The sequence below is a fragment of the Actinoplanes sp. NPDC051346 genome (assembly GCF_040682215.1).
Taxonomy (GTDB): domain Bacteria; phylum Actinomycetota; class Actinomycetes; order Mycobacteriales; family Micromonosporaceae; genus Actinoplanes.
In genome coordinates, this window is sequence record NZ_JBFBAJ010000006.1 from 94,421 (window position 1) to 118,637 (window position 24,217).

General features: G+C 69.8%; 18 protein-coding genes. 10 read left to right on the top strand and 8 right to left on the bottom strand.

Annotation, left to right across the window (positions count from 1 at the left end):
• Positions 1 to 364 precede the first annotated feature (364 nt).
• Positions 365 to 562 (top strand): hypothetical protein, encoded by a 198-nt coding sequence (locus AB0M36_RS16780; RefSeq protein WP_364158002.1) that lies wholly within the window; start codon positions 365 to 367, stop codon positions 560 to 562.
• Between the two features lie 253 nt (positions 563 to 815).
• On the opposite strand, the gene AB0M36_RS16785 is transcribed toward AB0M36_RS16780, so the two are convergent.
• The 5 genes from AB0M36_RS16785 to AB0M36_RS16805 all read right to left on the bottom strand — a co-directional run bounded on the left by AB0M36_RS16785 (position 816) and on the right by AB0M36_RS16805 (position 6,840).
• A complete protein-coding gene (locus AB0M36_RS16785) occupies positions 816 to 1,799 on the bottom strand; it encodes a hypothetical protein (RefSeq protein WP_364158004.1) in 984 nt (327 codons plus the stop codon).
• The gene (locus AB0M36_RS16790; RefSeq protein WP_364158006.1) at positions 1,796 to 3,019 is read right to left on the bottom strand and encodes an MFS transporter; all 1,224 of its coding nucleotides are present in this window, start codon (positions 3,017 to 3,019) and stop codon (positions 1,796 to 1,798) included. The genes AB0M36_RS16785 and AB0M36_RS16790 overlap by 4 nt, the downstream gene beginning before the upstream one ends.
• Positions 3,020 to 3,078: 59 nt before the next feature.
• A complete protein-coding gene (locus AB0M36_RS16795) occupies positions 3,079 to 4,671 on the bottom strand; it encodes a discoidin domain-containing protein (RefSeq protein WP_364158009.1) in 1,593 nt (530 codons plus the stop codon).
• Positions 4,672 to 4,780: 109 nt separating this feature from the next.
• Positions 4,781 to 4,954: a hypothetical protein gene (locus AB0M36_RS16800; RefSeq protein ID WP_364158011.1), complete on the bottom strand. Its 174-nt coding sequence runs from the start codon at positions 4,952 to 4,954 to the stop codon at positions 4,781 to 4,783.
• Positions 4,955 to 5,619: 665 nt separating this feature from the next.
• Entirely contained in the window at positions 5,620 to 6,840 is a 1,221-nt protein-coding gene (locus AB0M36_RS16805) for an MFS transporter (protein WP_364158013.1), read from the bottom strand.
• Positions 6,841 to 6,974: 134 nt separating this feature from the next.
• Between AB0M36_RS16805 and AB0M36_RS16810 the strand changes: the two genes are divergently transcribed.
• The gene (locus tag AB0M36_RS16810; protein WP_364158015.1) at positions 6,975 to 7,595 is read left to right on the top strand and encodes a helix-turn-helix domain-containing protein; all 621 of its coding nucleotides are present in this window, start codon (positions 6,975 to 6,977) and stop codon (positions 7,593 to 7,595) included.
• A gap of 75 nt (positions 7,596 to 7,670) precedes the next feature.
• Here AB0M36_RS16810 and AB0M36_RS16815 read toward each other — a convergent pair whose 3' ends face one another.
• Positions 7,671 to 9,593, bottom strand: coding sequence for a hypothetical protein (locus AB0M36_RS16815; RefSeq protein ID WP_364158018.1), 1,923 nt, complete (start codon positions 9,591 to 9,593; stop codon positions 7,671 to 7,673).
• A 178-nt stretch (positions 9,594 to 9,771) separates the two neighbouring features.
• Here AB0M36_RS16815 and AB0M36_RS16820 point away from each other — a divergent pair, with 178 nt between their 5' ends.
• The 6 genes from AB0M36_RS16820 (at position 9,772) to AB0M36_RS16845 (ending at position 16,705) form a co-directional block, all read left to right on the top strand.
• Complete coding sequence (locus tag AB0M36_RS16820; protein WP_364158020.1) at positions 9,772 to 10,395, top strand: sigma-70 family RNA polymerase sigma factor; 624 nt, start codon at positions 9,772 to 9,774, stop codon at positions 10,393 to 10,395.
• A gap of 26 nt (positions 10,396 to 10,421) precedes the next feature.
• On the top strand, positions 10,422 to 12,059 hold the full coding sequence (locus tag AB0M36_RS16825) for a S8 family serine peptidase (RefSeq protein ID WP_364158021.1): 1,638 nt from the start codon (positions 10,422 to 10,424) through the stop codon (positions 12,057 to 12,059).
• Between the two features lie 249 nt (positions 12,060 to 12,308).
• Positions 12,309 to 12,863, top strand: a complete 555-nt coding sequence (locus tag AB0M36_RS16830) for a sigma-70 family RNA polymerase sigma factor (protein WP_364158023.1) — start codon at positions 12,309 to 12,311, stop codon at positions 12,861 to 12,863.
• A gap of 7 nt (positions 12,864 to 12,870) precedes the next feature.
• A complete protein-coding gene (locus tag AB0M36_RS16835; RefSeq protein ID WP_364158025.1) occupies positions 12,871 to 14,214 on the top strand; it encodes a hypothetical protein in 1,344 nt (447 codons plus the stop codon).
• A gap of 81 nt (positions 14,215 to 14,295) precedes the next feature.
• On the top strand, positions 14,296 to 15,072 hold the full coding sequence (locus AB0M36_RS16840) for a zf-HC2 domain-containing protein (RefSeq protein ID WP_364158027.1): 777 nt from the start codon (positions 14,296 to 14,298) through the stop codon (positions 15,070 to 15,072).
• Between the two features lie 58 nt (positions 15,073 to 15,130).
• Positions 15,131 to 16,705: a hypothetical protein gene (locus AB0M36_RS16845; protein WP_364158030.1), complete on the top strand. Its 1,575-nt coding sequence runs from the start codon at positions 15,131 to 15,133 to the stop codon at positions 16,703 to 16,705.
• Positions 16,706 to 16,777: 72 nt separating this feature from the next.
• On the opposite strand, the gene AB0M36_RS16850 is transcribed toward AB0M36_RS16845, so the two are convergent.
• The gene (locus AB0M36_RS16850) at positions 16,778 to 17,308 is read right to left on the bottom strand and encodes a hypothetical protein (protein ID WP_364158032.1); all 531 of its coding nucleotides are present in this window, start codon (positions 17,306 to 17,308) and stop codon (positions 16,778 to 16,780) included.
• A 19-nt stretch (positions 17,309 to 17,327) separates the two neighbouring features.
• A complete protein-coding gene (locus AB0M36_RS16855; RefSeq protein WP_364158035.1) occupies positions 17,328 to 20,039 on the bottom strand; it encodes a right-handed parallel beta-helix repeat-containing protein in 2,712 nt (903 codons plus the stop codon).
• 171 nt (positions 20,040 to 20,210) lie between these two features.
• Between AB0M36_RS16855 and AB0M36_RS16860 the strand changes: the two genes are divergently transcribed.
• Both AB0M36_RS16860 and AB0M36_RS16865 read left to right on the top strand, forming a co-directional pair.
• Positions 20,211 to 23,672, top strand: a complete 3,462-nt coding sequence (locus tag AB0M36_RS16860; RefSeq protein WP_364158037.1) for a hypothetical protein — start codon at positions 20,211 to 20,213, stop codon at positions 23,670 to 23,672.
• Positions 23,669 to 24,211 carry a hypothetical protein gene (locus tag AB0M36_RS16865; protein ID WP_364158040.1) on the top strand — a complete coding sequence of 181 codons (543 nt, stop codon included), beginning with the start codon at positions 23,669 to 23,671 and terminating at the stop codon, positions 24,209 to 24,211. Before AB0M36_RS16860 ends, AB0M36_RS16865 begins: the two co-directional genes overlap by 4 nt.
• Positions 24,212 to 24,217: the final 6 nt, after the last annotated feature.

Consider the following 24,217-nt stretch of genomic DNA (forward strand, 5'->3'; position numbering starts at 1 on the left):
ACCCTGGTCCCGGCGCTGGGTTTTACCGCCGCCGGCACGGCCGCGCTAGCGGTGCTGGTCGCCGGTGTGCTGCTGTGGCTCGGTCTGCTCCTGAGCTCGGCGCTGGACGGGCGATGGCCCGTACCACCGCGGATCCGGGCATCGCCCAGCTGCGCGCCCTCACCCTGCGCAGCAAGCTCAAGAACGCGGCGGCCGATCCGGCAACCACGCTCCGGCGAGCTCTCACCGTGTCTACTCCAGATGCTCCCGGCGTCTTTCCGACGACCGCGCAACAGCTCGCCGTCCACCGCGGCGGCGGCTCGCCGGTCAAGCTCGTCGCCGCGATCCGGCCGACGGCGCCGTCGAGGCGGACTATCCGTACGCGGTGGCGAAGAACGTCGGGCAGCCGCGGCTGGCCGCCCGGCTGCGGTCCGCGATCAGCCCGGCGGCGCTGACCGCGGCCGGCTTCGCCACGGCGGCCGGGGCCAGCCTGCTGTTCGGCGAGGACACCTCGATCGGCAGCCTCGCGCGGCGGTCCAGGCCGGCGGTCAGCACGACGCAGGGCCGGCCGCCGCCGCTGTAGTCCGAGGCCACACCGCGGTGCGTCGGTGGGCGGGACGGTGTGCGGACCGCCGACGTCGCCAGGCGGCGTCGCAGGAGCTCGCGACCGTCGCGCCAGTAGCCGTGTTCGCAAGACGGAGCAGGCGTCCGTCAATGACGGACGTCGCCGGTAGACCGCCGGCGCTGGTTGGAGGTCGATGCCCCAGATGCGCGGCCTGAGCGCCGCGCTGTTCGTTCATGGCACCTCCTGGAACGGGTTGGATGTGCGGACAGGATCAGGTGACGGCCGGGGAGGTGGCGTCGGAGCGGAGCAGCCGGGGCGGTGTGGCGGCGCCGGCGTGGACCACGAAGATGTCGGTGCGTCCGCCGGCCACCGCCATGCCGTAGGCGAGCGTCTGGTCGTCGAGCCAGAGGGCCTGGTCGTCGACGCCGTCGGTGCCGGGAAGCTCGGTTTCACGTCCGGTGGCCAGGTCGAGGACGGCGAGCCGCCACACCTTCGCGCCGTCGACGCGCTTCTTGAACGCCACCCGGTTCCCGTCCGCCGCCAGCGACGGGCATTCGACGTTCTCCCGCCGTACGTCGGCGCGCCACCGACCGAGCCGCCCCTCGACGAGGTAGGTGCGGCCGTTCGTGGCGACGGTGGCGTAGAAGCGGTCGTCGTCGGCCGCGAAGGTCATGCCCCAGTAGTTGAGGTCGGGGCTACGCAGGCGCTTTCCGTCGCGGTACAGCGGGATGTCCTCGATGCTGGTGACGAGGTTGCCGCCGCGCAGGTCGAGCAGCCCGGTGCGGGTGGAGAAGCCGCCCTGCGCGTAGGAGTCACCGGTCACGAATGTGGTCCACGCCACGAGGTGGCCGGACGCGGACACGCGGGCGCGCGAGGCCACCCCTGGCAGCGCGACGCGCTGCCGCACGACGAGCCGGGCGTCGGTCACCAGTGCCTCAGAGGTCGGAACGGGACCCGGCACCGACCGCACGCACACGCCGGTCCCACCCGCGGTGTGGAAGCGGTCGCAGTGCAGCGGAACCGGCGCGGGCATCGCCTGACCGGCGCCCGACGGCGCGCTGGCGATGGTGCCGTGTGTGGTCCCGGCGCTCATCCGGAACCACAGCCGTCCCGGCTGGGCCAGCACCGGAGCAATCGTGGGACCCAGTGCCGGCGTGGTGGAGTGCGGCGGCACCAGGAGCAGGTAGCCCGCGACGCCGAGCGCCAGCGCCAGGGCTGCCGCGGTCGTCACCGCCAGCCGCCATCGCGGGCTCACCGCACACCGCCCGTCACCTGGCGGGGGAACCTGTCGCGCCCATGCCCGATGACTCCCGCGAGCAGTGCCACAACCGCGCCGCCGGCTGCGACGGTCAGCGCCGCCGACAGTCCCCAGGCGGTCCACGCCGCGCCGAAGGCCACCGCGCCGACCGCCCGGGTCAGGGCGTGCACGGTCTGCACCAGGGCAAGGCCCGTGGTCCGCAGCTCGGCGGGAAACAGCGGGGCCGCCGCGGCCATCAGGACCCCGTCGGTGGCCGCGTAGTAGAACCCCATCAGGGCGATCACTCCCACCACCAGCGGACCGGCGGCTGACGGCACCGCCAGCGTCAGGTAGGTCGCCAGCAGCGCGGTATGCCCACCCAGGAAGGTCCGCCACCGTCCGACCCGGTCCGCGAGGCGGCCGATCGGGGCGGCCAGCATCAGGTATCCGGCCGCGACGCCGAGGGGCAGCAGCGGAAACCAGGCGAGGGGGAAGTCCAGGCGTCGTTGCAGGATCAGGTAAACGAAACTGTCACCGATCGTCACGGCGCCGAGGAGGCTGACGCGGACGCACAGGGTGGGCACACCGGGCCGGCGGAGCAGAGCGATGCCGGCCCGCACCGGTGCGGCCGCACGCCGGGCCGGTGCGGGGTGCTCGGTGACGAAGACTGCCAGCACGACCAGTCCGAGCACGGCGAAGGCGGTGCTGGCGACGAACACCGCCGGGTAGTGGCCGGGGGCGGCGGCCAGGACCGCCAGTGCGGCGAGCGGGCCGAGCAGTGCCCCGGCGGTGTCCATGGCCCGGTGCACGCCGAATGCCCGTCCCTGCGTGCCGGGATGGCTCGACAGCGAGATCAGCGCGTCGCGGGGTGCGGTGCGTAGGCCCTTGCCGAGCCGGTCGAGCAGCAGCGCGGCGCCGATGCTGGTCGCCGCGGTGTCGGCCGCCACGAGGGCCGCCTTCGCCGCGGCGGACATCGCGTAACCGATGCCGGCCACCAGCTTGCGTCGGCGCCACCGGTCGGCCAGGTGACCGCCGGCGAGGCGCAGCAGCGCGGTCGCTCCATTCTGGGCACCGTCGAGCAGGCCCACCTGCACCGGGCTCAGGCCGAGCCCGACGACGAGATACAGCGGGAGTACGGCAGCCACCATCTCGCTGGACACGTCGGTGCAGAAGCTGACCGCACCGAGCGCGACAACGGTACCGGCGACGGCGGGTCGGGGACCCGACGCGGGTAGCATCGGGTCCCCGGCCGGGACGCCGGGTGGACGGCCTGACCGGACACTGGCGAGATACACGCCTACCCCCGGTCGCAGGTGTGGGTGGGGGAGGCGTCGAGGGTCTTACCGTCGACGTCGAGGTACCTCCAGGCGAAGGTGTCATCGGTGAACGTCAGCTTCAGCACCCCGTACTCGTGGGTGATCCGTTTCTCGCTGTTGGGTTGGACGTTGTCGATTTCGTACGGGCTGGCACCGCCGGTGCCGCCGATGACCTCGACGATGCCGTTCGGATCGGCGCGTCCGGCCGCGTTCTGTCGGCCGAACCGCTCGTAGTGGTGGTCGTGACCGTTGAGCACCAGGTCCGCGCGGTGCCGCAGTAGCAGGTCCCACACCGGTCGGGCGACCGGCTGGTTGCCGTGCTCGCCGGAGCTGAACAGCGGGTGGTGCCAATAGGCGGCGAGGCAGCCTCGGCTGGTGGCGGCCAGATCGCGGGCGAGCCAGTCGAGTTGAGCGGACTCGTCGAAGGTGTTGGAGTCGAGCGCGATGAAGTGCCAGTTGCCGACGTCGTAGCTGTAGTACGGCTTTCCGGCGGGGAACGCCGCCGACCCGAAGTAGGCCCGGTAGCCGGCCAGATAGCCGGAGGAGTCGTAGCTCTCGTGGTTGCCGGGGCTCGGCCGGGTACGGCTCTTCAACGTGCCCCAGGTCTTGTCGTAGTTCGCGCGAAACTGTTCGATGGTGCCGTCGTCGTACTGGTTGTCGCCCATCGTGACGACGAACTGCGGGTTGATCGATCGGGCCAGGGCGGCTGTCCGGGGATGGGCGCACTCGTCGTCATCGGTGCCGCATTCCTCGGCGATGTCGCCGGCGGCGACCGCGGTGAACGACGCGTCGGGCGGCGCGGTGGTGGCGTTTACCGGCCCGGCCGGTGCCGAGACGTTGCCAGCCGCGTCGAGCGCCCGCACCGTGTAGGTGTATGACGTGGCCGCGCTCAACCCGGTGTCGGTGTGGGCGGTACCGGTGGCCGTCGCGACCACGCCGCCGTCACGTAGCACCTGGTAACCGACGACACCGGTGTTGTCGGTCGAGGCGGCCCAGGCCAGGGTCGCCGTGCTGGCCGTGGTACCGGTGATCCGCAGGTTGCCAGGGGTGCTGGGCGGCTGGGCGTCGGCCGCGCCGGTACTGCCGTATACCTGTAGCTCCCACAGCGAGTACCCGTACGCGGTGCCGCGTCGGGTGCCGTAGACCCGCACGTGCCGGGCGGCGGCGTTCAGGCCGTGGAGTTCGTCCTTTTCCCCGTTACCGGTACTGGTCTGGTAGACCGGGCTCCAGGTCCGCGCGTCCGGCGACACCTGGATCTGGTATGCCGTCGCGTACGCGGCCTCCCAGGACAGAACGACACGGCTCACTGTCGCGGTACGTCCGAGGTCGACACTGATCCACTGTGGATCGGCACCCTCGGCGCTCGCCCACCGGGTGTCCGGGGCGCCGTCGACGGCCCGGTCCGGGGTGAGCGCGCCGTCCTCGTTCGATGACGCCGTGGTGGGCCGGTTCTGTGACAGCAGGGTCTCCTGCGCCCAGCTTTCGCCGGCGGGAACGATCGCGGCGACGGTGACGAGAACGGCCGCCGCCGTGATGCCGATGCGTCGCCGTACCCGGGTCGGAATGGCTTTCATTCTCTGCTCCTCTTTGCTCCTCGTCGATCTCGCGTGTGTTGCCGCGCTTGAAGACCGGGCCGTTGGTGTCGACCTCGTCGCTGGGGAAGTCGCCCGATGGTGTGGGGCGTCATTCGGGACCCGGCCAGACGTCGCCCTGGTCCTGCTCCGGGATGCGCTCGTCGGCGATGGTGAACAGCACCGACGGCGTGGCCGAGGCCGCGGTCGGGGTGGCGGCGAGGAGGGCCGGTGGAAGAAGTGCGGTCGTGACCGCGACGGCCGAAGTGATGACTCCGCACAGCATGGTTCTCCTTCGGGTACGGGGTAAGGACCGCGATGCGGGCAGGGGGAATCGACGCGACGCCCGCCAAGGAAGTCGATCGGTCTCGGGCACCGCGCTGTTCGAGGTGGGTGGTGGCAGGCCGTGCTGTCAGTCGGGTTGGCGCACGGCGGGGCGCGTTGGCGCAGCCAACGTGAAGGTCAGTCGGACGCCCGCCGACGGCGGACGCCGCACTGGCCGATCAGACTGGCCAGCCAGGAGGAGAAGGCGGGGTTCGGGCGCCTCCCTGGGGGTGGGGTGAGGAGGTGCCGACATGCGCGGTGAGGCTGAAGGGCTACCATGATTGACAAACTGTTTAACTATTAGCGTCGACCGTAGCGGCGGAGTCACACGAAAGCAATGCATCCATGCTTGTAAATTTCATAGGTTGCGCCTAGATTCACCTCAGTCGCGCGCGGGCTGCGCGGTCTGGTCGCGGCCGCCCCAATGCCGATCTTGACCTTTGCCTGGTCATCCCAGTTCGAGGGTGGTGACGGCGAAGACTCCCGAGACGTCGACGTCGGGCTCGCTGCGCTCGATGAGGCTGCGGACCAGGCTCGTGCCGGAGCGGGGTGGCCGACGATGAAGATGGGCTGCTTCAGCATGACATTCCCCTTTCGCTCGGAGAGTCTTGACGGGCGGGAGGCGGGTCAGGAGGGCCAGCGGGCGGCAGTGACGTGGCGGTTGGCGAGACCGGCGACGGTGATGACCGCCTGGATGCCGGCGATGAGCAGGACCGCGCCGGTGACGCCGGCGACCTGCAGGGCGAGACCGCCGACGAGGGAGCCGAGCGGGGAGCCGACGCCGATGAGCGTGAAGGTGGCCGAGATGGCGCGGCCCCGGCGGTGGTCGGGGGTCTGCCGGAAGATCAGGATGTCGACCAGGATCTTGAGCGCCGGCAGGCCGAGGGCGGCGACGAAGAGCATCGCGAAGACCCAGACCGCACCGTACGGCAGGGCCAGCAGGCCGACCGCGACCGTGGTGAGGGCGGAGGCGGTGAGCAGGATCGCGCCGGGACGCACCACCTTGGTGAGCCGGGGGACTCCGACCGCGCCGAGCAGCATGCCGATCGCGGTGCCGCTGACGGCGAAACCGATGTGGCTCGCGGGGGCGCCCTGCCGCTGCATGCTGTAGACCACGATCAGGATGCCGGCGGTCACGCTGAAGTAGAAGATGCTGACCAGGGCCAGCGCGGCGCGCAGCAACCGGTCGGCGACCAGCTCACGTATCCCGGTGAAGGCGGTGGTGATCGGGGCCCAGGCACTGCGGATGGTCTGGTCCCTGTGCTCCACGGCCGGGATCTTGACGATCAGCGCGCAGACGAAGGAGATGGCGAAGCCGGCGATCGCGGTCACGAACGGGAAGGCGCGGGCCGCGACGAACAGGGCGCCGCCGAGCGGGGGACCGGCCAGCGCGGCGACCCCGCCGCGGACCTCGTCCTGGCTCAGCGCGGTGGTGAGCTGCTCGTCGGGGACGACCGCGCGGATCATCAGCATCCGGGCGGTGGCGCCGAAGGCGCTGGCCATGCCGAGCACGACCGCGACGACCAGCAGATAGGCGATGGTCAGCACGCCGGCGACCAGGCCGGCCACGATGGCGCCGATGGCGAGAGCGCGGACGGCCTCCGCGATCAGCAGCACCCGGCGGCGGTCCCAGCGGTCGATCAGCACGCCGGCGGGCAGCCCGACCAGGATGATCGTGCCGACCTGGACGAAGCCGAACAGTCCCGCCAGGGCCGGAGAGCCGGTGAGCGCCAGGATCAGCAGCGGATAGGCGACCTCGACGACCTCGAGGCTCAGGTTGGCGGCGGCGGCGCCGACCCACAGCAGCTGGAACCGGTGGTTGCGGCGCAGCGGGACGGGCGTCCTCATGGTAGAAGTTTTCAATTCACCCGAAGCGCCATGTTCACGTTGGTCTGACCGTTCACTGTTGTTCAAGCTTTCACCCATTCGTGAATGCTAGCATCGAGGGTGAACGTTGGCCACGAGTTAAAAGGAGGTCTCCCATGGCCCAGCCCAGCGGCCCCACCGAGCCGGAGGTCGTTCGCGAGGTCAGCGACGTCGAGACGCTCAAGGCGCTGTCCGACCCCATCCGGCTCGGCATCATGCGCTCGCTGATGGAGGACACCAGTTCGACGTACACGGTGAAGGAGATCGCGCAGCGGCTCGGTGAGCCCACGACGAAGCTCTACCGGCACATGAAGGTGTTGGAGGCGGCCGACCTCATCCGGGTGGCGAGCACCCGGATGGTCTCCGGGATCCAGGAGAGTCAGTACCGCGTCGCCCAGCTGGCGGTGCGGCTCAGCCGCGATCTGCTGTCAGCGCCGGGGAACGCCGGCGAGCTGGCGGAGGCGTTCGGCGCGACGCTCGACGACTTCCGCGAACGGCTGGTCCGGGACATCCTGGCCGGCCGGCTCGGCGCGGCGTCAGGGGCCGAACAGACGTCGAGCGCGCCGACTCCGATGGTCGTCGCGCTCGACAGGAAGCTCTCCCCGGAGCGTGCCACCGAGTTCCGATCCCGGCTGCACGACCTGATGGAGGAGTTCAACCGGCCCGACGACGACTCCGCCGCCGTCGTGCCGATCGAGTTTCTGCTGATGTTCTGGTCACCCCGCGACCCCGACTGAGCTCACGCGTGGGCGGTCAACGTCTCACTGATCAGAAAAGCCAGGTCCAGTGCCTGGTCGTGGTTCAGCCTCGGGTCACTGGCCGGCCGGTTTCGGGGCGGCGACAGCGAGGTGGCGGAGGGATACCGTGCCGCGCAGTCGCTGTCGCCGCCACCGGCGCCCGGTGCACGTCAGCGTTCCCACGACCATCACCCGGTCGTAAGAGCGGCTCGGCAGGATCAGCTCGACCCGGGCGGCGTGCAGCCGTCCCCACCAGGACCGCACGGACGCCAACGGCTCCAGCAGATGTGCCGAGCCGGGTACGTCCAAGGCCACCCGGCTGGGCAGGCGTAGCCGGAGCAGCCAGTGACCCGGCTTGGCCGGTGGCCGTCGACGGTGCAGCACCATCCACCCGGCGGGCAGAGACCGGGCCTTCTGCGACACGAGGGCGTACGCGGTGGTCCGCCGCTGGGGCCACCGCTGCAGCTCGGCGGGCAGCCCGTTGACTCCGTGTCGGGCGCCGGAGCAGCGTAGGACGACGGTGCCGTCGGCGGTGGGCTGCTCGGCGGGCGTGCCGGTGCCGTCCAGCCCCCGCGCCTCGCTCAACCAGGCGTGGGAGAGCCAGCCGGCGGGCAGCAGGTACACGCCGGACGCGGTGACCAGGTGCTGCATGCTGGCCGGTACCCGACCCGCCAGGTCCGCCAGGGCGACGGCGCCCTCGGGTTCGATCCGGAGTTTCAACAGGTTCTCGCCGGGCCGAAGCTGGTCGATCGCCGGCGGCTGCAACGAGCCCAGCAGGTACAGGTGCGGGCTGGGTATGCCGGTGGTGACCGCCTCTTTCGGCGATGCGGTGCTGGACACGTACAGGTCGAAGGCGTGCGCGTTGACAGGCGAGTCGGGGGGTAGCCACTCCAGACCGGACGGTCGACCATCGGCGGGGCGGTTGACGGTGGCGGGGCGGACCACGGGGGGCGGAGCCGGGGTTTGCACCGCCTCGATGGCGGGGAGCGGCGCGGGGGGTGGCACCGCCTGCTGCCACGGCGTGTCGCGGAGACGGGGGTCGGAGCCGACGGTGAACAGCCGACCGTCCACCGTGAACGCCGCCTGCTCGGTTTCGGCCGCTCCGCGTGGCGGGCACGGCCGCCAGGTGGTGGTGCGGCCGGACTCGTCGTAGGCGACGAGGTCGGCGTGCTCGCTCGCCACCTCGACCACGCCGCCGGGCGGCGGAGTCCACAGGGTGGCGCCGGTGGCGTCGGCCAGCGCGTGGAGGTTGCCGGTCAGCTGCTCCCGTTCGGTCGGATCGGTCGGCCAGGCGAGCCACAGCCTGGCGTGGGCGCCGTAGAGCGGTAGGTCGGCGAGTACTCCGGCGAGCGAGCGCCCGTTGTGGACCTGCTGGCCGCCGTGGTAGTCGCCGACGAGGAAGGCGCCCGAGCGGACCGTGACCCCGATGGTGGCGAGGGCCGGGTCGCCGTGCGGGCGCAGCCGGGCGGCGGCGGCACGGCGGGCGGTGAAGTCCGACCGGGTGGCCAGCACGACCCCGTCCGGCAGGGGTAGCGTGACGACGCCGGTGTGCGGCCGCACCTCTCCGTCGGCCAGCTGGAACCAGCCGGGCAGCGTCGTCGCCCGGCCGGAAGGCTGGACGACCAGCCAGTCCACCGGCTCGCCCGACTCGTCGACGGGCACGGCGTGCCCCGGACCCTGTCCGGCGGCCGGCCGGTCGCTGAGTCGGGCGTGGGCCGGGGTGATGAGAACGTCGCGGCCGAGCAGCCCGGCCAGCTCGGTGAAGAACGCGGCGTGTGAGGCACCGTCGTCGAGCAGCACGCGGACGTCCTCACCGGCTGCTCCGCGGTTGATGACCAGGTCGGCGACCTGATCGGCGGTCAGGGGCCGGTACCCGGTGCCGGGGCGCACGAGGCCGCCGTCGACAGCCTCCAGCCGCACGTCGACCAGGCCGTTGACGCCTCGGTACGCGGTCGTGCGCGTCGCTGAGCGGCCGGTCGGTGCAGGGATGGTTGTCATCGCGTGCCGCCTCCGTCTGTCGTCCCGGGTTTGCCAGGTTCCCGCCCTTCTACGGATGAGCGGCCGATCTGAGTCAATGCCGGGACCGACGCGGCACTTTTTTCAAAGAAATATGCCGATCCGTTGAAGGGTTCGCAGGGCCCGCTCGTAGCTGGGGGGCGAGGAGCGCGCCCGGGGCATGCCCGGTCGTGTCGGCGACGGTGAGGAGCGCTCTACGGTGTCGGGCGGTGCGGAAACGTCCAGGACGGCCGGAGCCCCGGCGGGGGCGGAGACGGCCCCTGACGAGGCGTTGTACGTCCTGACGCAGGAGTACAGCTCCGCGCTGCTCAGCTACCTGATCAAGCTGCTGCAGGGTGACCGGCACAAGGCGGAGGACATCGTGCAGGAGACGCTCATCCGGGCCTGGCGGCATCCGCAGGCCAGGGGGGCGAGCGGCACGTGGAGCCGGCAGTGGCTGTTCACCGTCGCCCGGCGGATCGCGATCGACCACATCCGGGCGGCGCAGGCCCGGCCGGGTGAGTTGGCCGACGAGCGGCTGGACGCCCGGGCCGGTCCCGCGAACGACATCGAACGAATGATCGACATTCGTGAGGTACGCGAGGCGGTGCGGTCCCTGCCGGAGCGGCTGCGGCAGGTACTCATCGAGGTGTACTTCCGGGAGAGCTCGGTCGCCGAGGCGGCCGAGGTGTTGCGGGTGCCGCCCGGCACGGTCAAGTCCCGGACGTACTACGCGGTCCAGGCGCTGCGTGAGGCGCTGCTGAGTCGGGGCTTCGTGTCGCGTACGAGTGATTCGTACAAATGAATGGCTCTTGTGGAGGGAGACGCGCGGTGCGCGGTGGAAGGCAGCGGTTCCCGGCTCTGGTCCTGGTGATCGTCATGGGCGTTCTGGGGGCCGGACTGGCGGGTGCGGCCGGGTCGGCGGCGGCCGCGGAGCCGGACTACGTGAAGTACTACACGGTCGCCGCCTCGTACCAGGGCAAGCCGGAGGACCTCGCGGAGATCGCGGGGCGGTTCCTCGGCTCGTCGAACCGGGCGGCCGACATCTACAACCTCAACGTGGGCCGGCCGCAGCCAGACGGCGGCGCCGTGACCAGCCACACCAACCTGCGCGCCGGGTGGCAGCTCGTCCTGCCGTGGGACGCGGTCGGCGACGGCGTGCGGCACGGCACTCTGCCGACGACCGCCGGGGCCGCCCCTCCGCCCCGCGTCAAGCCCGGCGGCCCGGACCAGACGGCGGGGCAGAAACCGCCGGCCCAGCGCCTGGCGGACCCGGGCGGCGCGAAGTCGTCGCCGGCGACCAAGACCAAGTCGAAGTCCAAGCCGAAGGGGTCCTGCCAGGCATCCGGTGGGTCCAGCTCGCAGACCGACTGGGCCTTCCTGCGGCTTGCCCCCGACCAGGCGTGGGCCCACACCCGCGGTCAGGGGCAGATGGTCGCGGTCGTGGACTCCGGCGTGGACGCGAACCTCGCGCCGCTGCGGGGACATATGGCCGTCGGCGCCGACGTGGTCAGCGGCCGCGGCAACGGGGGCGCCGACTGCCTCGGTTCGGGTACGGCCATGGCCGCCATCATCGCCGCGCAGCCCGCCCAGGGCAGCAACCTCGTCGGTCTCGCGCCGGACGCCACCATCATGCCGGTCAAGGTGGTCACCAACTCGCCGCGTCCGCGCCCCCGCGACGAGGTCACCGCGATCGAGGTGGCCGTCGCGGCCGGCGCCACGGTCATCGCCCTCGGCGCGTACGTCGACGTCGCCGACAAGGGTGTGGCGAAGGCGGTCGCCAACGCGTTGGCACACAACGTGGTCGTCGTGGTCGGCGCGGCCGCCCCCGGCGCCGGAGGTGTCAGCGCCGAGGAGGCGGCCAAGGGGGTACTCCGGGTGGGTGCCGTGGGCGTGGATGGCCAGGCGGCGGCCAAGTACCAACCCGGAGCGGTGGACGTGATGGCGCCCGGCGCGAACGTGACGACCCTCGGCATCACCGGGGTCGGTGCCACCACCGTCAGCGGAACCCAGTACGCGGTGGCCTTCGCGGCCGGTGAGGCGGCGCTGGTGCGTGCGGCGTATCCGAACCTGAGCGCCGGTCAGGTGGTCCATCGGGTGAAGGTCACCTCGGACCCGCAGGGTGGCGGCCAGGCGCCGGACGCGAAGCACGGATGGGGATTGATCAACCCGGCCTCGGCGGTCACGACGGTACTGGCGGAGGAAAAGACCGACGCCCCGACGCTCGCGGAAAGCGGCAGCCGGTCCCACCAGTCCGGCGCCGGCCAAGTGGTGGTGCTGGTGCTGGTCACCGTCGTTGGCGCGGCGGTCGTGCTGCTGGTGGTCCGGGTACGGCGCTTGGTGCGCACCTCGGCCGACGAGCCGGAGGACGGGCCGGTGGCGTCGGAACCCGCGGACACCGACGCGGACACCGCGCCGAGCGGTCCGCGGAAGGACAGTCACGACGACCGCGCGGTCGCGGCCCGCTGAGCCCCACATGTACGGACGGACATGAGTGCCTTCCCGATCGTCCGCGGACGGGTCACCGGTATCGCCCAGGGTGCTAGACATTGACACCGATAGTTCCCGGACGTGAACCCGAGGGTCCCATTCATCGTCCTTGCCGCGACATACCCGCGGTCGGGTGAGGGGGATGGCCGATGCGCTGCGACGGGTGGCGGTGTGCGGTAGACGTCGCGTTGGCGGTCCGGCTGTCACCGAGGGGGAGGCGGTTGTGTCGTGTTGACTCGCGTTGGCTCGGCTCCACTCGAGGCGTCGGAGGGTCCGGAGGACGGCAGCGGTGCGGCGTGGATGCGGGCGGTGTACGCCGCCCACGCGGGACCGCTCTACCAGTACCTGTTGCGCCTGACGCTGGGCAAACAGCATCTGGCCGAGGATCTGTTGCAGGAGACCCTCTTGCGGGCCTGGCGCAAGGCGCGGACTCCGGGCGACGACGTGGCCGCGCTGCGGCCGTGGCTGTTCACCGTCGCCCGGCGCATCGCCATCGACCAGGCGCGGGAGCGCCACGTCCGGCCGATCGAGGTGAAGGTGGACGCGGCCGAGTTCCTCGCCACCGACGACCAGGTCGACCAGGTGGTCAACGGGCTGACGGTGCGGGAGGCCATGGTCACGTTGAGCGTGGACCATCGCACCGTACTGATCGAGATCTTCTACTGCGGACGGACGGCGCGTGAGGTCGCGGAGCGGCTCGGCATTCCGGAAGGGACCGTCAGGTCGCGGGCACACTACGGCCTGCGAGGGCTTCGTGCGGCGCTGGGTGCGGCGGGTACGTGACACATCGGTGCGGGCGCGACTGACGACCGTGGCGGTGATCGTCGCCCTGGTCACGGTGACGCACCCCGGACCGGCTGTCGCGAAACCGCCGCCTGGCCCGGGCCACGCGAAGTACTACGTCGTCGGCACGTCGCCCACCGGTCAGCCGCAGTACCTGTACGACATCGCGGTCCGGACGTTGGGCAACGGCAAACGCTACCCGGAGATCGTCAAGCTCAACGCCGACCGGCCGCAGCCGGACGGCGACCGGCTCACCGACCCGCTACGGCTGCACGTCGGCTGGATCCTCGTGCTGCCGGCCGACGCGTCCGGGCCGGGGGTACGCGTCGGCGCGCCGCCCACGGTGCCGCCGGCCACCACCGGCGCTCCGCAGGCGGCGAGCGGCTCACCGCAGCCGGGTCCCGCGCCGGTCGGTGCGGGCCACGGTTCGTGGCGCGATACGCCGGCCGTGCGCTGGGGCGGCGTGGCGTTGGCGGTGATCCTCGCGTTGCTGGCCGGGACGTTCGTGGCCGCACCGCCCCGCCGGCGCCGCCCGCGACCGCCTCGGCCCGCGGTCGCGACCGTGGGCGTGACGACCGTCGGCCCGAGCAAACCGACGGAGCCGCCCGGCAGTTTGGTCCCGGTCCCGGCCCCGGTCCTGGCTGCGGTCCCGGTCCTGGCTGCGGCGCCGGTCCCGGCCGCGGTACATGGTCCGGACGGCGCGGCGGCCGGGGTCGCGGCGGTCGCGACCGTCCCGGCGGCTGTCGACGCCCGGCAGGCGGGCATGCCGGGCGAGGCCATTCCGGAACTGTTGGTGACCCGGGTGACGTGCGAGCAGGACGAGCTGAGCGTCTCGCTGCTCGGCGCGCGAGGAGAGGCGGACGAGCCTGCCTTCGTATGGTGCGGCACGGACGAACCGACCCCGGACGGTCCCGCGTTCGTGTTGCTGGGCGATCACGGCGGGCGCCGGCTCTACGTCGACCTCACCCGTACCCCGGACGTGCTCACCGTCACCGGGGAGACGGAGAACTGCCGCCGGGTCGCCCGCCGGCTTGCCGAGCGCGTCGCCACGGCGGGAGCCGACGTTCTCGTCCTCTCCGGCGCTCTGGGCGACCAGCCGCCGTCGGGCGCACGCGCCCTGGACGAAATCCCGGCCGAGCCGCCGGAACCGGCGAACCGGTTCGGGGTCGTGTTCTGTGCCGGCCCGGGCGCCACGGCGTCCGCCCGCCGGCTGGCCACCGCGAACCCCGGAAGGCTGCTCCCGATCCTGCTGGGTGAGGTGCCCCGCGCCCGCTGGTCGGTCGGAGTGCGGGTTCGGGTTCCGACAGGCCAGGAGACCGTCGACAGTGGCACCCCGGGGAGAAAATCGTGACGTCGAGTGAACCACCGGCGCCGCGCTACGTCGTAGAGGGAGAGATTCGGCTACGACTTCGGACGCGGAGGGACTGGTGCCATGAGCGAGCGCTGCGAGCGGGGCGCGCAGACGCAGGTACGCGATCTGCTTGGCTTGTATGTGCTCGGTGGTCTGCGGGGTGCTGGGCTGGACGCGGTGGAGGCCCACCTCGCCGAGTGCGAGAGCTGTTGCGCGGAGGCGGACTCGCTCGGCGTGGTGGCCGAGGCGATGCTGCGGCTGACTCTCGCCGATGTGCGGGACCTGCACCCTCAGGGCCCGACGGCGGCCGAGTCGCCGCCACCGGCGCCGCCCGCCACGCGAGGGTCACCCGGCCGACCGCGGAGCCGCCCGCACCGCGCGCTGCTGGTCCGGACCGGGGCGGGCGAACGGCGGATCCAGGCACCCGTCAGCGTAGCCATGGTCGGCGTGCTGCTCGTCCTGTCCGCGGGCGTGGCGCTCGGACTGCGCCTGGGCGGTCAGCCGGGCGACCACTCGCGACCGACCGTCCCGGTCGCGGCTACCGCGACCGCCTCCGACCCCTCCAGCGGTGCGTCCCTGTCGGTGTCCGTGGTCGGCAACGGGCCCGGCACCGACGTGCGGGCCACCGTGGTCGGCCTGCGGGCCGGTGCCAGATACGAGTTGTTCGCCGTGACCACCGATGGTCGGACCTTCGTGGTGTGTGGCTGGGTGGGCGCCAGGGAGGTGCGGGATCTCGAGGGAACCGTCCCGGCCTTCGAGTCGACGCTCGCCTTCTTCACCGTCGTGCATGGCGATGGAAGCGCCGTGGTGTCGGCGCACCTCGCCCGCGATCCTGCTCCGCGCAGGAGCGGTCCGTGATCCGGTTTGCCTTCTCGGCTCGTCGTCGTATTGATTCCGTCTTACTAGGAGAATAGTCATGGCAGCGACTCCCTCGCGGTGGAAGAACCGCCTCACGGCCGGGGCGGGCCGCCGGGCACGTCAGGCCCTCTTGGACGGCCTGCTCGGCGGGCGTCACAGGTGGACGGCCCTGGGTGCGGTCCTGCTTCTGGTGGCGGCCGTGGGCGGCACCTCGAGCGACGGCCGGTTCGGTCTGGCCGCGGCCGACGGGACTACCCCGGTGCCGGTGCCGGCCGACCAGGTGGAAACCGTCGTCACCGCGGCGCTGTCCTGCCCGGTGCTGACCGGCCCCCGGCTCGCCGCGCAGATCATGGCTACCACCGGCTTCCAGGCCAGCGCGGCGAGCGCGAACGGCGGCCAGGGGCTGGCCGGCATGGATGACGCCGCATGGAAGAAGTGGATACCGTGGCAGGGCGCGAAGCGTACCGATGACCGGGCGAACATCCTGGCGCTGGCTCATCAGACGTGCGAGTTGGCCGGTCAGGTGCGCGCCGCGAACATCGGCGGCGACCAGTGGCTGGCGGCGGTGGCCGCCACCCGGGTGGGTTTGCCGGCCATAGTCGCGGCCAAGGGAATACCGGCCAGCGCGCGGAACTTCGTGGACCTCAACAGCTCGTACGCCAACTGGTATGCCAGCCGCCCCGAGTTCCGCGGCCCGAACGTCGGCCCGTCCGCCTCGGCCGCCCCGTCCGGCTCGACCACCGTCGACGCACGACGGGTACCCGACGCGTACGTCGCGGACATCGTGCGCGCCGGCCACATCTGCCCGACGGTCACCCCGGCCCGGATCGCGGCCCAGTTGATGGCCGCCTCCAAGTTCGACCCCAACCTGCGGTCCGCCACCGGCGGCCAGGGCATCGCGCAGTTCACGCCGCAGACGTGGCAGCAGCACGCCGGGCCGAAGGCGCCGGCGAACGTGTCACCGTGGAACCCCAGCTCGGCGATCACGACGCTCGGCCAGGCGCTGTGTGACCTGAGCACCCAACTGGCGCCGCTGACCTCGTCGGACGCGTACGTGCTGGCGCTGGCCGCCCACCGGTGGGGCGTCACCGCCGTGCGCCAGGCCGGCGGGCTACCGCCGTCCCCCGTCCTGTTGAGCCAGATCCAACAGACGATGGGCTATGTCGACTACTACTCCGGGGACACCAGGCTGGACCCGGCGGCATCCACCCCGACCTCACCGCCTCCCTCGCCGTCCGCGTCCGCGTCGCCGTCCGCGTCCCCCTCGCCGTCCCCGCCGGCGTCTCCGTCCACGTCGCCGGCGGAGTCTCCCTCGCCGCCGTCGCGTCCGACGTCGTCGCCGAGGCGCGTCCCGACACTCACGACCTCGACACCGACCGTGGAGGACGGCGAGTCGATCACCTTCTCGTACAGCACGCCGCCGGCCATGAACAGCTCCACGAACTGGATCGGCGTCTACAGGCCGGGCGACACACCCGGCGACGAGCACTCCACCGCCTGGCAGTACACACCGGGCACCAACAACATCGTCACCTTCACCGCCGACTTCGGCCGGGGAGACTACGACGTCTACTACTTCAGCAACGACGGCTACACCATCCTTGCCGGCCCGGTAACCATCTGCGTCTGGTAACGACGTCGAGTTTCGATCTACCAGTTCGGTTCACGGCGGCCCCGTCGACGACGGGGCCGCCGCGCCGTGCGGTCACTCGGTGGGCAGGAACGAGTTCTTGTCCGCCCGGACGTACGTCTGTACGGCCAGGTTCATGTATGACGTGAAGTCGCCGACCAGACGCACCGTATCCGCGATGGACAGCAGCGCCTTGTCCAGGCTCTCCGCGATGACCGGCGTCTCGGCCGCGAGAGACTTGTCGGCCTCATTGCTCGTTACGGGGCCCGGACCTTGTGAGGCGACGTTCCAGGTCTGGGTCTCACCGAGGTCGCCGCCATGCTTCTGCTGGAAGATCCAGCCCTTCTTCGCGTTCGTCGAGTTCCTCAGCGATTCGTACGAGTTCACCGCGGTCTCCGCATGGGGCAGCACGGCGCTCTGCGCCTCGCGGATGGTCTCCACGGTCACCGAGAAGGGAGGTACCTCCGGTGGCGGACCCTTGGGCTCCTCACCGTCGCCCTTCAGGTTCGGGATATCGCCGGTAGCCGGCAGTGGCCAGCCCGGGGCGTTCATCTCCAGCGTCGGCGGATTGACGTCGGGCGGTGGCTTCTTGTCGTCGTCGGCCATTGAACCTCCTCGTTGTCGGCTATTCCGCGTCAACGCCGACGTGCTCCGGCACGTCGGCCGGCAGCAGCATGCTCAGCTGCTCCTTCGTCGGGATGCCGACATCGGCGACCCGGTAGGCGTGCCGCTCGGTCATCTCCTGGAAAACCTGCCGCGCGAAGCGGCCGTTGCCGGATCCGTTGCCGGCGTCGGCGGACGAGAAGTACACCGCCAACGCCTCGACCGTGACGCCGGGCAACTCGTAGTCGTGCTCGCGGGCCTGCTGCGCGACGATCTGGACCAGCTCGTCCGGCAGGTAGTCGTCAAAGGTGAGCGTGCGGTTGAAGCGCGACGACAAGCCAGGGTTGGCCGCGATGAAGCGGCCCATCTGGTCCGGGTATCCGGCCACGATCACCACGACCTGGTCGCGGTGGTCCTCCATCAGCTTGACCAGCGTGGAGATCGCCTCCTGGCCGAAGTCGCTCGACTGGCCGTCCGGCACGAGGGCGTAGGCCTCGTCGATGAACAGCACGCCGCCCATCGCGCGCTTGAACGCCGCCTGCGTCTTCGGGGCGGTGTGTCCGACGTACTCGCCGACGAGGTGTCCGCGGTCCACCTCGACCAGGTGCCCCTTGGCGAGCATGCCGAGGGCGTTGAGGATCTGCCCGTACAGCCGCGCGACAGTGGTCTTACCGGTGCCGGGGTTGCCGGCGAAGACGAGATGGCGTGACAGCGGCGGCGGAGCGAGCCCCATCTCCTGGCGCCACTTCACCATCTGCATCAGCTTCACCAAGGTACTGACGTCGTGTTTGGCCCGGGCGAGACCGACGAGGCCGTTGAGCTGATGGAGCAGGCTGTCCAAGTCCATCTCGTTCGGTGTGCCAGCCGCCTCGGGTGCCGACGAACCGCCGGGCTGACTGGTGAGCACCCGAGGTGCGGCCGTCGTGGTCGCCGGCATGCTGACTGACCGTACGTTGCTCGTCGAGCAGTCGATGAACGTCGGCTCCCCGCCGTCCGCCACACTGAGGTCGCGTTCGGTGTTGTCGACGTGGCAGCGCCGTACGCGAGGATTCGCACGCTCGCCGACGAACAGCGCCGGGAGCTGGCTCGCCGAAATGGACACGTCGTCCAGCGCGCCGCGGGCGTCCGCGGCCAGGTAGACCCCGTTCTTGCCGCAGCGTTCGATGCGCAGGGTGTGCACGATCGGCCTGGCGGCGCTCCACACCACCAGGCCGCTGCCGCCCGCGTCCAGGATCGCGCAGTCCTCGATGGTCGCGGCGCTGTCGCGGTCGAGGAAGATTCCGGCGCCGCCGCTCTCGGCGAACCGGCTGTCGCGTACCGTCGCGTCGGAGCCGGGGGCGATCTCCATGCCGGCCTGGCCGGCGGTGCCGACCGAGCAGTCCTCGAACAGCGGCCGGTGCGACGTCTCCACCCGGATCCCAACCGCCACGTGCTCGATGGAGGCGTGCCGCACGGTGGCGTCGCCATCGTCCTCGACCTGCACACCGCTCATCTTGGCGTTGTCGATCTTGCCGCCGGTCATCCGCAGAATGGACCGGCCGGTCACCCGCACTCCGTGCTGTGGCGTCCCGGACAGCGTGCACTGGTCGAGCTCCGCCGCGGCGCTACCGGCCAGATGCACCGCGCTGAACGCCGAGCCGCTCAGCACGCACCGGCGCAGGACGCCGCGAGCGTCGCCGTCCAGGAAGACGGCGTTGGCGCCGGCGCGGGTCACCGTACATTCGGAGGCCTCCATGCGGGCCGCGCCCCGAGCGACCAGGCCGGTGCTCCCGCTGAGATTCACCCGGCACTCGTCGAGGGCGATCCGCCCACCCGACTCCGCATAGAACCCGCTGCGTCCAGCGCTGTCCACGGTGGATCTGCGAACGGTCATCCGCGCCGCACCGTACGCCGCCAGGCCGTGCGACCCGCTGCGCACCACGGTCGTCTCGGTGACCTCGGCAACACAGGTGTCCTCATCCGCCCCGGCGTCCGCGCTGGCCGAACCGCCCTCGCCCGGTGTCGGGCCGACCAGGCGGATGCCGTCGCCGGCGGTGTCGTTGACCCGCCCGCCGCGCAGCACCACCCGCGCCTCCTCCTGCGCGTGCACGCCGACGCCGCCGGTATGACCGATCTCGCAGTTGTCCAGCTCGGCCGAGGCGCGCTCGGACAGCACCAGGCCATTGCCGGTCGGCCGGCTGACCGTGGAGTCGCGCAGCACGGCTCGCGCCGACTGCCCGACCAGGACGGCGTCACCGTCGATGTCTTCGATCGTGGACCCGATCACGGCGACTTGTGCGTTGCCGCGCACGCGCAGCCCGGTGCCCGTGGCCGAGTGGATGCGGCACCCGTGCAACACCGACTTGGCCCAGCCCTCCGCCTCCACCCAGCCGACCGAGACGTCACAGTCCACCATCGTCAGCGTCCCCGCGCTGATCTGCACCGCCGCGCCGGACGGGCCGCCGCGTACCGTCAGACCGTGCACCGTCGCCTCGCCGGCCCTGCTGACTAGCGCCGGACCGTTCGTTGAGATCAACTCCACGGCGCCGCGCTCGCGGTCGGCGACGATGCTGACGTCACGGTCGATGACGACGCATTCGTGGTACGACCCGGGGCCGACACTGATGACAGAACCGCTGCTCGCGGCGCGCAGCGCCGCCCCTATCGTGCGATGGCTTCCCCAACCCTTGGCGGCGACGCGTTGCGTTGCACGACCCGCGATCGGTCGCGGGCGCGGCGGTGTGGTGGCAACCATGACCGTCTAACGGACGCCGAAGGTCGGCGGTTCACGGGGTCACCTCTTTTGTCGTCCGAATCGGTCACTGCCGCGTCCCCACGACTGTCTGGCAGGCTACGGTTCGCGCCCGCGTCGTCAGATCCGCGCGGCAACGTCCGTGGATGTCCGCGGTCCATGAGGAGCTCGTCGATGCCCGATCAGCAGAGGACCCAGCCGGACGGCTCAGTCGTCGACTACGACGCGTCCGGCCGCGCCATGTGTCAGACCTGGCCCGATGGGCGGGTCACGACGTTCGAGTACCGCGGCGACCAGTACGTTGCGACGACTGGTGATCAGCATGTGCTCTATGACGCCAACGGCTCTGTGATCAAGCAGTGGCAGGGCAGCGACGAGTCTTCGGCTGCTCTGTATCACCGGCTCGACGGTGGGCACTATTCGCTGACGTCTCCGGACGGGACGGTGACGGAGTATCTGTCTGACGGTCACCTGGTGCAGCAGACCACGGGCGGTCAGATCACGACGTTTGAGTACCGGGGCGACAACTATGTCGCGACGACTGGTGATCAGCATGTGTTGTATGACGCTAACGGCACTGAGATCAAGCAGTGGCAGGGCGGCGACGAGTCGTCGGCGTCGTTCTACCACAAGCTGGGCAACGGTGATTACACGCTGACCGATCCGAACGGGGCCGTCACCGAGTTCACCGACGGTGGTCATCTGGTGCGGCAGACGGGTGCGGATGGCAAGGTCACGACGTTTGAGTACCGGGGCGACAACTATGTCGCAACGACTGGTGACCAGCATGTGTTGTACGACGCTAACGGCAATGAGGTCAAGCAGTGGCAGGGTGATGATGAGTCGTCGGCGGCGTTGTTCCACAAGCTGGGCAACGGCAATTACACGCTGACCGATGCGAGGGGGACCACGGAGTACAGCGCCGATGGTCATCTGGTGCGGCAGGTTGGCGACAACGGCCAGGTCACCACGTTCCAGTACTGCGACGACCAGTACGTGGCGACCACGGGTGATCAGCATGTGTTGTATGACGCTAACGGAAATGAGGTCAAGCAGTGGCAGGGTGACGACGAGTCGTCGGCGTCGTTCTACCACAAGCTGGGCAACGGTGATTACACGCTGACCAATCCGGACGGGGCGGTCACCGAGTTCGCCGACGACGGTCATCTGGTCAAGCAGACGGGCGCGGATGGCAAGGTCACGACGTTTGAGTACCGGGGCGACAACTATGTCGCAACGACTGGTGACCAGCATGTGTTGTATGACGCCGACGGCAATGAGGTCAAGCAGTGGCAGGGTGACGACGAGTCGTCGGCGGCGCTGTTCCACAAGCTGGGCAACGGCAACTACACGCTGACCGATTCCAACGGGACGATCGAGTACGCCGCTGATGGTCATTTGGTGCAGCAGACCTCGGGTGGTCAGGTCACGACGTTTGAGCACCGGGGCGACAACTATGTCGCCACGACTGGTGACCAGCATGTGTTGTATGACGCTAACGGCAATGAGGTCAAGCAGTGGCAGGGTGACGATGAGTCGTCGGCGTCGTTCTACCACAAGTTGGGCAACGGTGATTACACGCTGACCGATCCGAACGGGGCCGTCACCGAGTTCACCGACGACGGGCACCTGGTCAAGCAGACCGGCGCCGACAGCAAGGTCACCACGTTTGAGTATCGCGGCGACAACTATGTCGCGACGACTGGTGACCAGCATGTGTTGTATGACGCCGACGGCAATGAGGTCAAGCAGTGGCAGGGCGGCGACGAGTCGTCGGCGTCGCTGTATCACAAGTTGGGCAACGGTGATTACACGCTGACTGATCCGGACGGGGCGGTCACCGAGTTCACCGATGACGGTCATCTGGTGCGGCAGACGGGTGCGGATGGCAAGGTCACGACGTTTGAGTACCGTGGTGATCAGTACGTTGCCACGACCGGCGACACGCATGTGTTGTATGACGCCGACGGCAACGAGGTCAAGCAGTGGCAGGGCGGCGATGAGTCGACGGCTCAGACCTATGCCAAGCTTGATAACGGCAACTACACGCTGACCGATCCGGACGGGGCGGTCACCGAGTTCGCCGATGGCGGTCATCTGGTCAAGCAGACCGGTGCGGATGGCAAGGTCACCACGTTTGAGTACCGAGGCGACCAGTACGTCGCTACCACTGGCAACGCGCATGTGTTGTATGACGCCAACGGCAATGAGGTCAAGCAGTGGCAGGGTGACGACGAGTCGTCGGCGTCGCTGTATCACAAGCTGGGCAACGGCGACTACACGCTGACCGATTCCAAGGACACCGTCACCGAGTACACCGATGACGGTCATCTGGTCAAGCAGACCGGTGCGGATGGCAAGGTCACGACATTTGAGTACCGAGGCGACCAGTACGTCGCCACGACCGGCAACGCGCATGTGTTGTATGACGCCAACGGCAATGAGATCAAGCAGTGGGAAGGTGACGACGAGTCGTCGGCGTCGTTCTATCACACGCTGGGCAACGGGAACTACACGCTGACCGATCCGAAGGGCACGGTCACCGAGTACGCCGACGGTGGTCATCTGGTCAAGCAGACGGGCGCGGATGGCAAGGTCACGACATTTGAGTACCGGGGCGACATCTATGTCGCCACGACTGGCAACATGCACGTGTTGTATGACGCCAATGGCAATGAGGTCAAGCAGTGGGAAGGCGCCGATGAATCGTCGGCGTCGTTCTATCACACGCTGGGCAACGGGAACTACACGCTGACCGATCCGAAGGGCACCGTCACCGAGTACGCCGACGGTGGTCATCTGGTCAAGCAGACCGGCGCCGACGGCAAGGTCACCACCTTCCAGTACCGGGGCGACCAGTACGTCGCCACGACCGGCAACATGCACGTGTTGTATGACGCCAACGGCAACGAGATCAAGCAGTGGGAGGGCAACGACGAGTCGACCGCGTCGTTCTACCACAAGCTTCCCAACGGGCACTTCACGCTGACGGACCCGGCCGGGACCGTGACCGAGTACAACGAGCAGAACCAGCCGATCCTCGTCCAGAAACCGGGCCAGGTCCCCGAGACGATCCAGTGGCAGCCTGACGGCACCTACATCGTGACGCAGGGAATCGAGCACTCGAAGTACAACAGCAATGGCCAGCTGCTCAAGACGTGGACCGGTAGCGACGAGTCCGTCGCGAGCCACTACAAGTATCTGTCCAACGGCGGCCTCATTGTTACCGGTCCGGATGGCAGCACCGAATACGGCGCGAATGGTATGTCGATTACCACGACGACGCCGGACGGCAAGGTCATCAACTGGAAGGTCGATCTGCAGGCGCTCAACGACGCCATCACCTCGGTGCGGCGGGCCCGGGACGTGGTCGAGGGCGATTTGCAGAGAGTTAAGGGTGTGTTCACCGACATCCAGGGCGTGTGGAGGAGCCCGGCGGCCAATTCGTTCACGATGCTGTCCGGCGATTTCACCAAGGCGTCCACGGACCTGATGGCCACGTTGGACGAGGGGCTGCGGAGGATGCACGCGTCGTACCAGAACTATGTCACTTCTGAGGAGAAGAATTCCTCGATCATCATGCAGATCGGGAATGAGGCGCGGAAGTTGGCTGGACAGGCAGGAGGAGCGTCATGACGTATCCCGTGGCGCCACCGGACGACTACAACGGTGGTCAGAAGATCGACGTCAGTCCCTCGCAGATCTATGACTACTGCGTTTCGCTCGACAGTACGATCAATGACATCAATGCCCAGATGAAGAGCATCTCCGATACCTGGCAGGGGCTGAAGCTGGGCTGGGCTGGTCAGACCGAGACCGAGGTCGACGATTTCAACACCAAGTGGGACGCGGCCATGCTGGAGATGTTCGGCGACCCCAAGGCCGACCCGAAGAAGACACAGCCGCAGGGGCAAAGCGCACTTAGCAAGATCCAGGGTTTGGTCAAAGCGGCCGCGCACAACTATGCGAGGTCCGAGGATTCGCTCTGCAGGGACTTTCTCCAGTTCGGTGGGGGCCTGGCCGGTACGCGTGACCCCAGCGGCAACCTGCCGGACCCGCTTCCGGACCACGTCCCCACCCTGCCGTTCGGTGCGGAGCGACCGGACGGGGGCGCCGACGACGGCACCCGTGACTACCAGAATGCGCCGATCACGGAGACCAACGCCAAGAAGTAACAATCG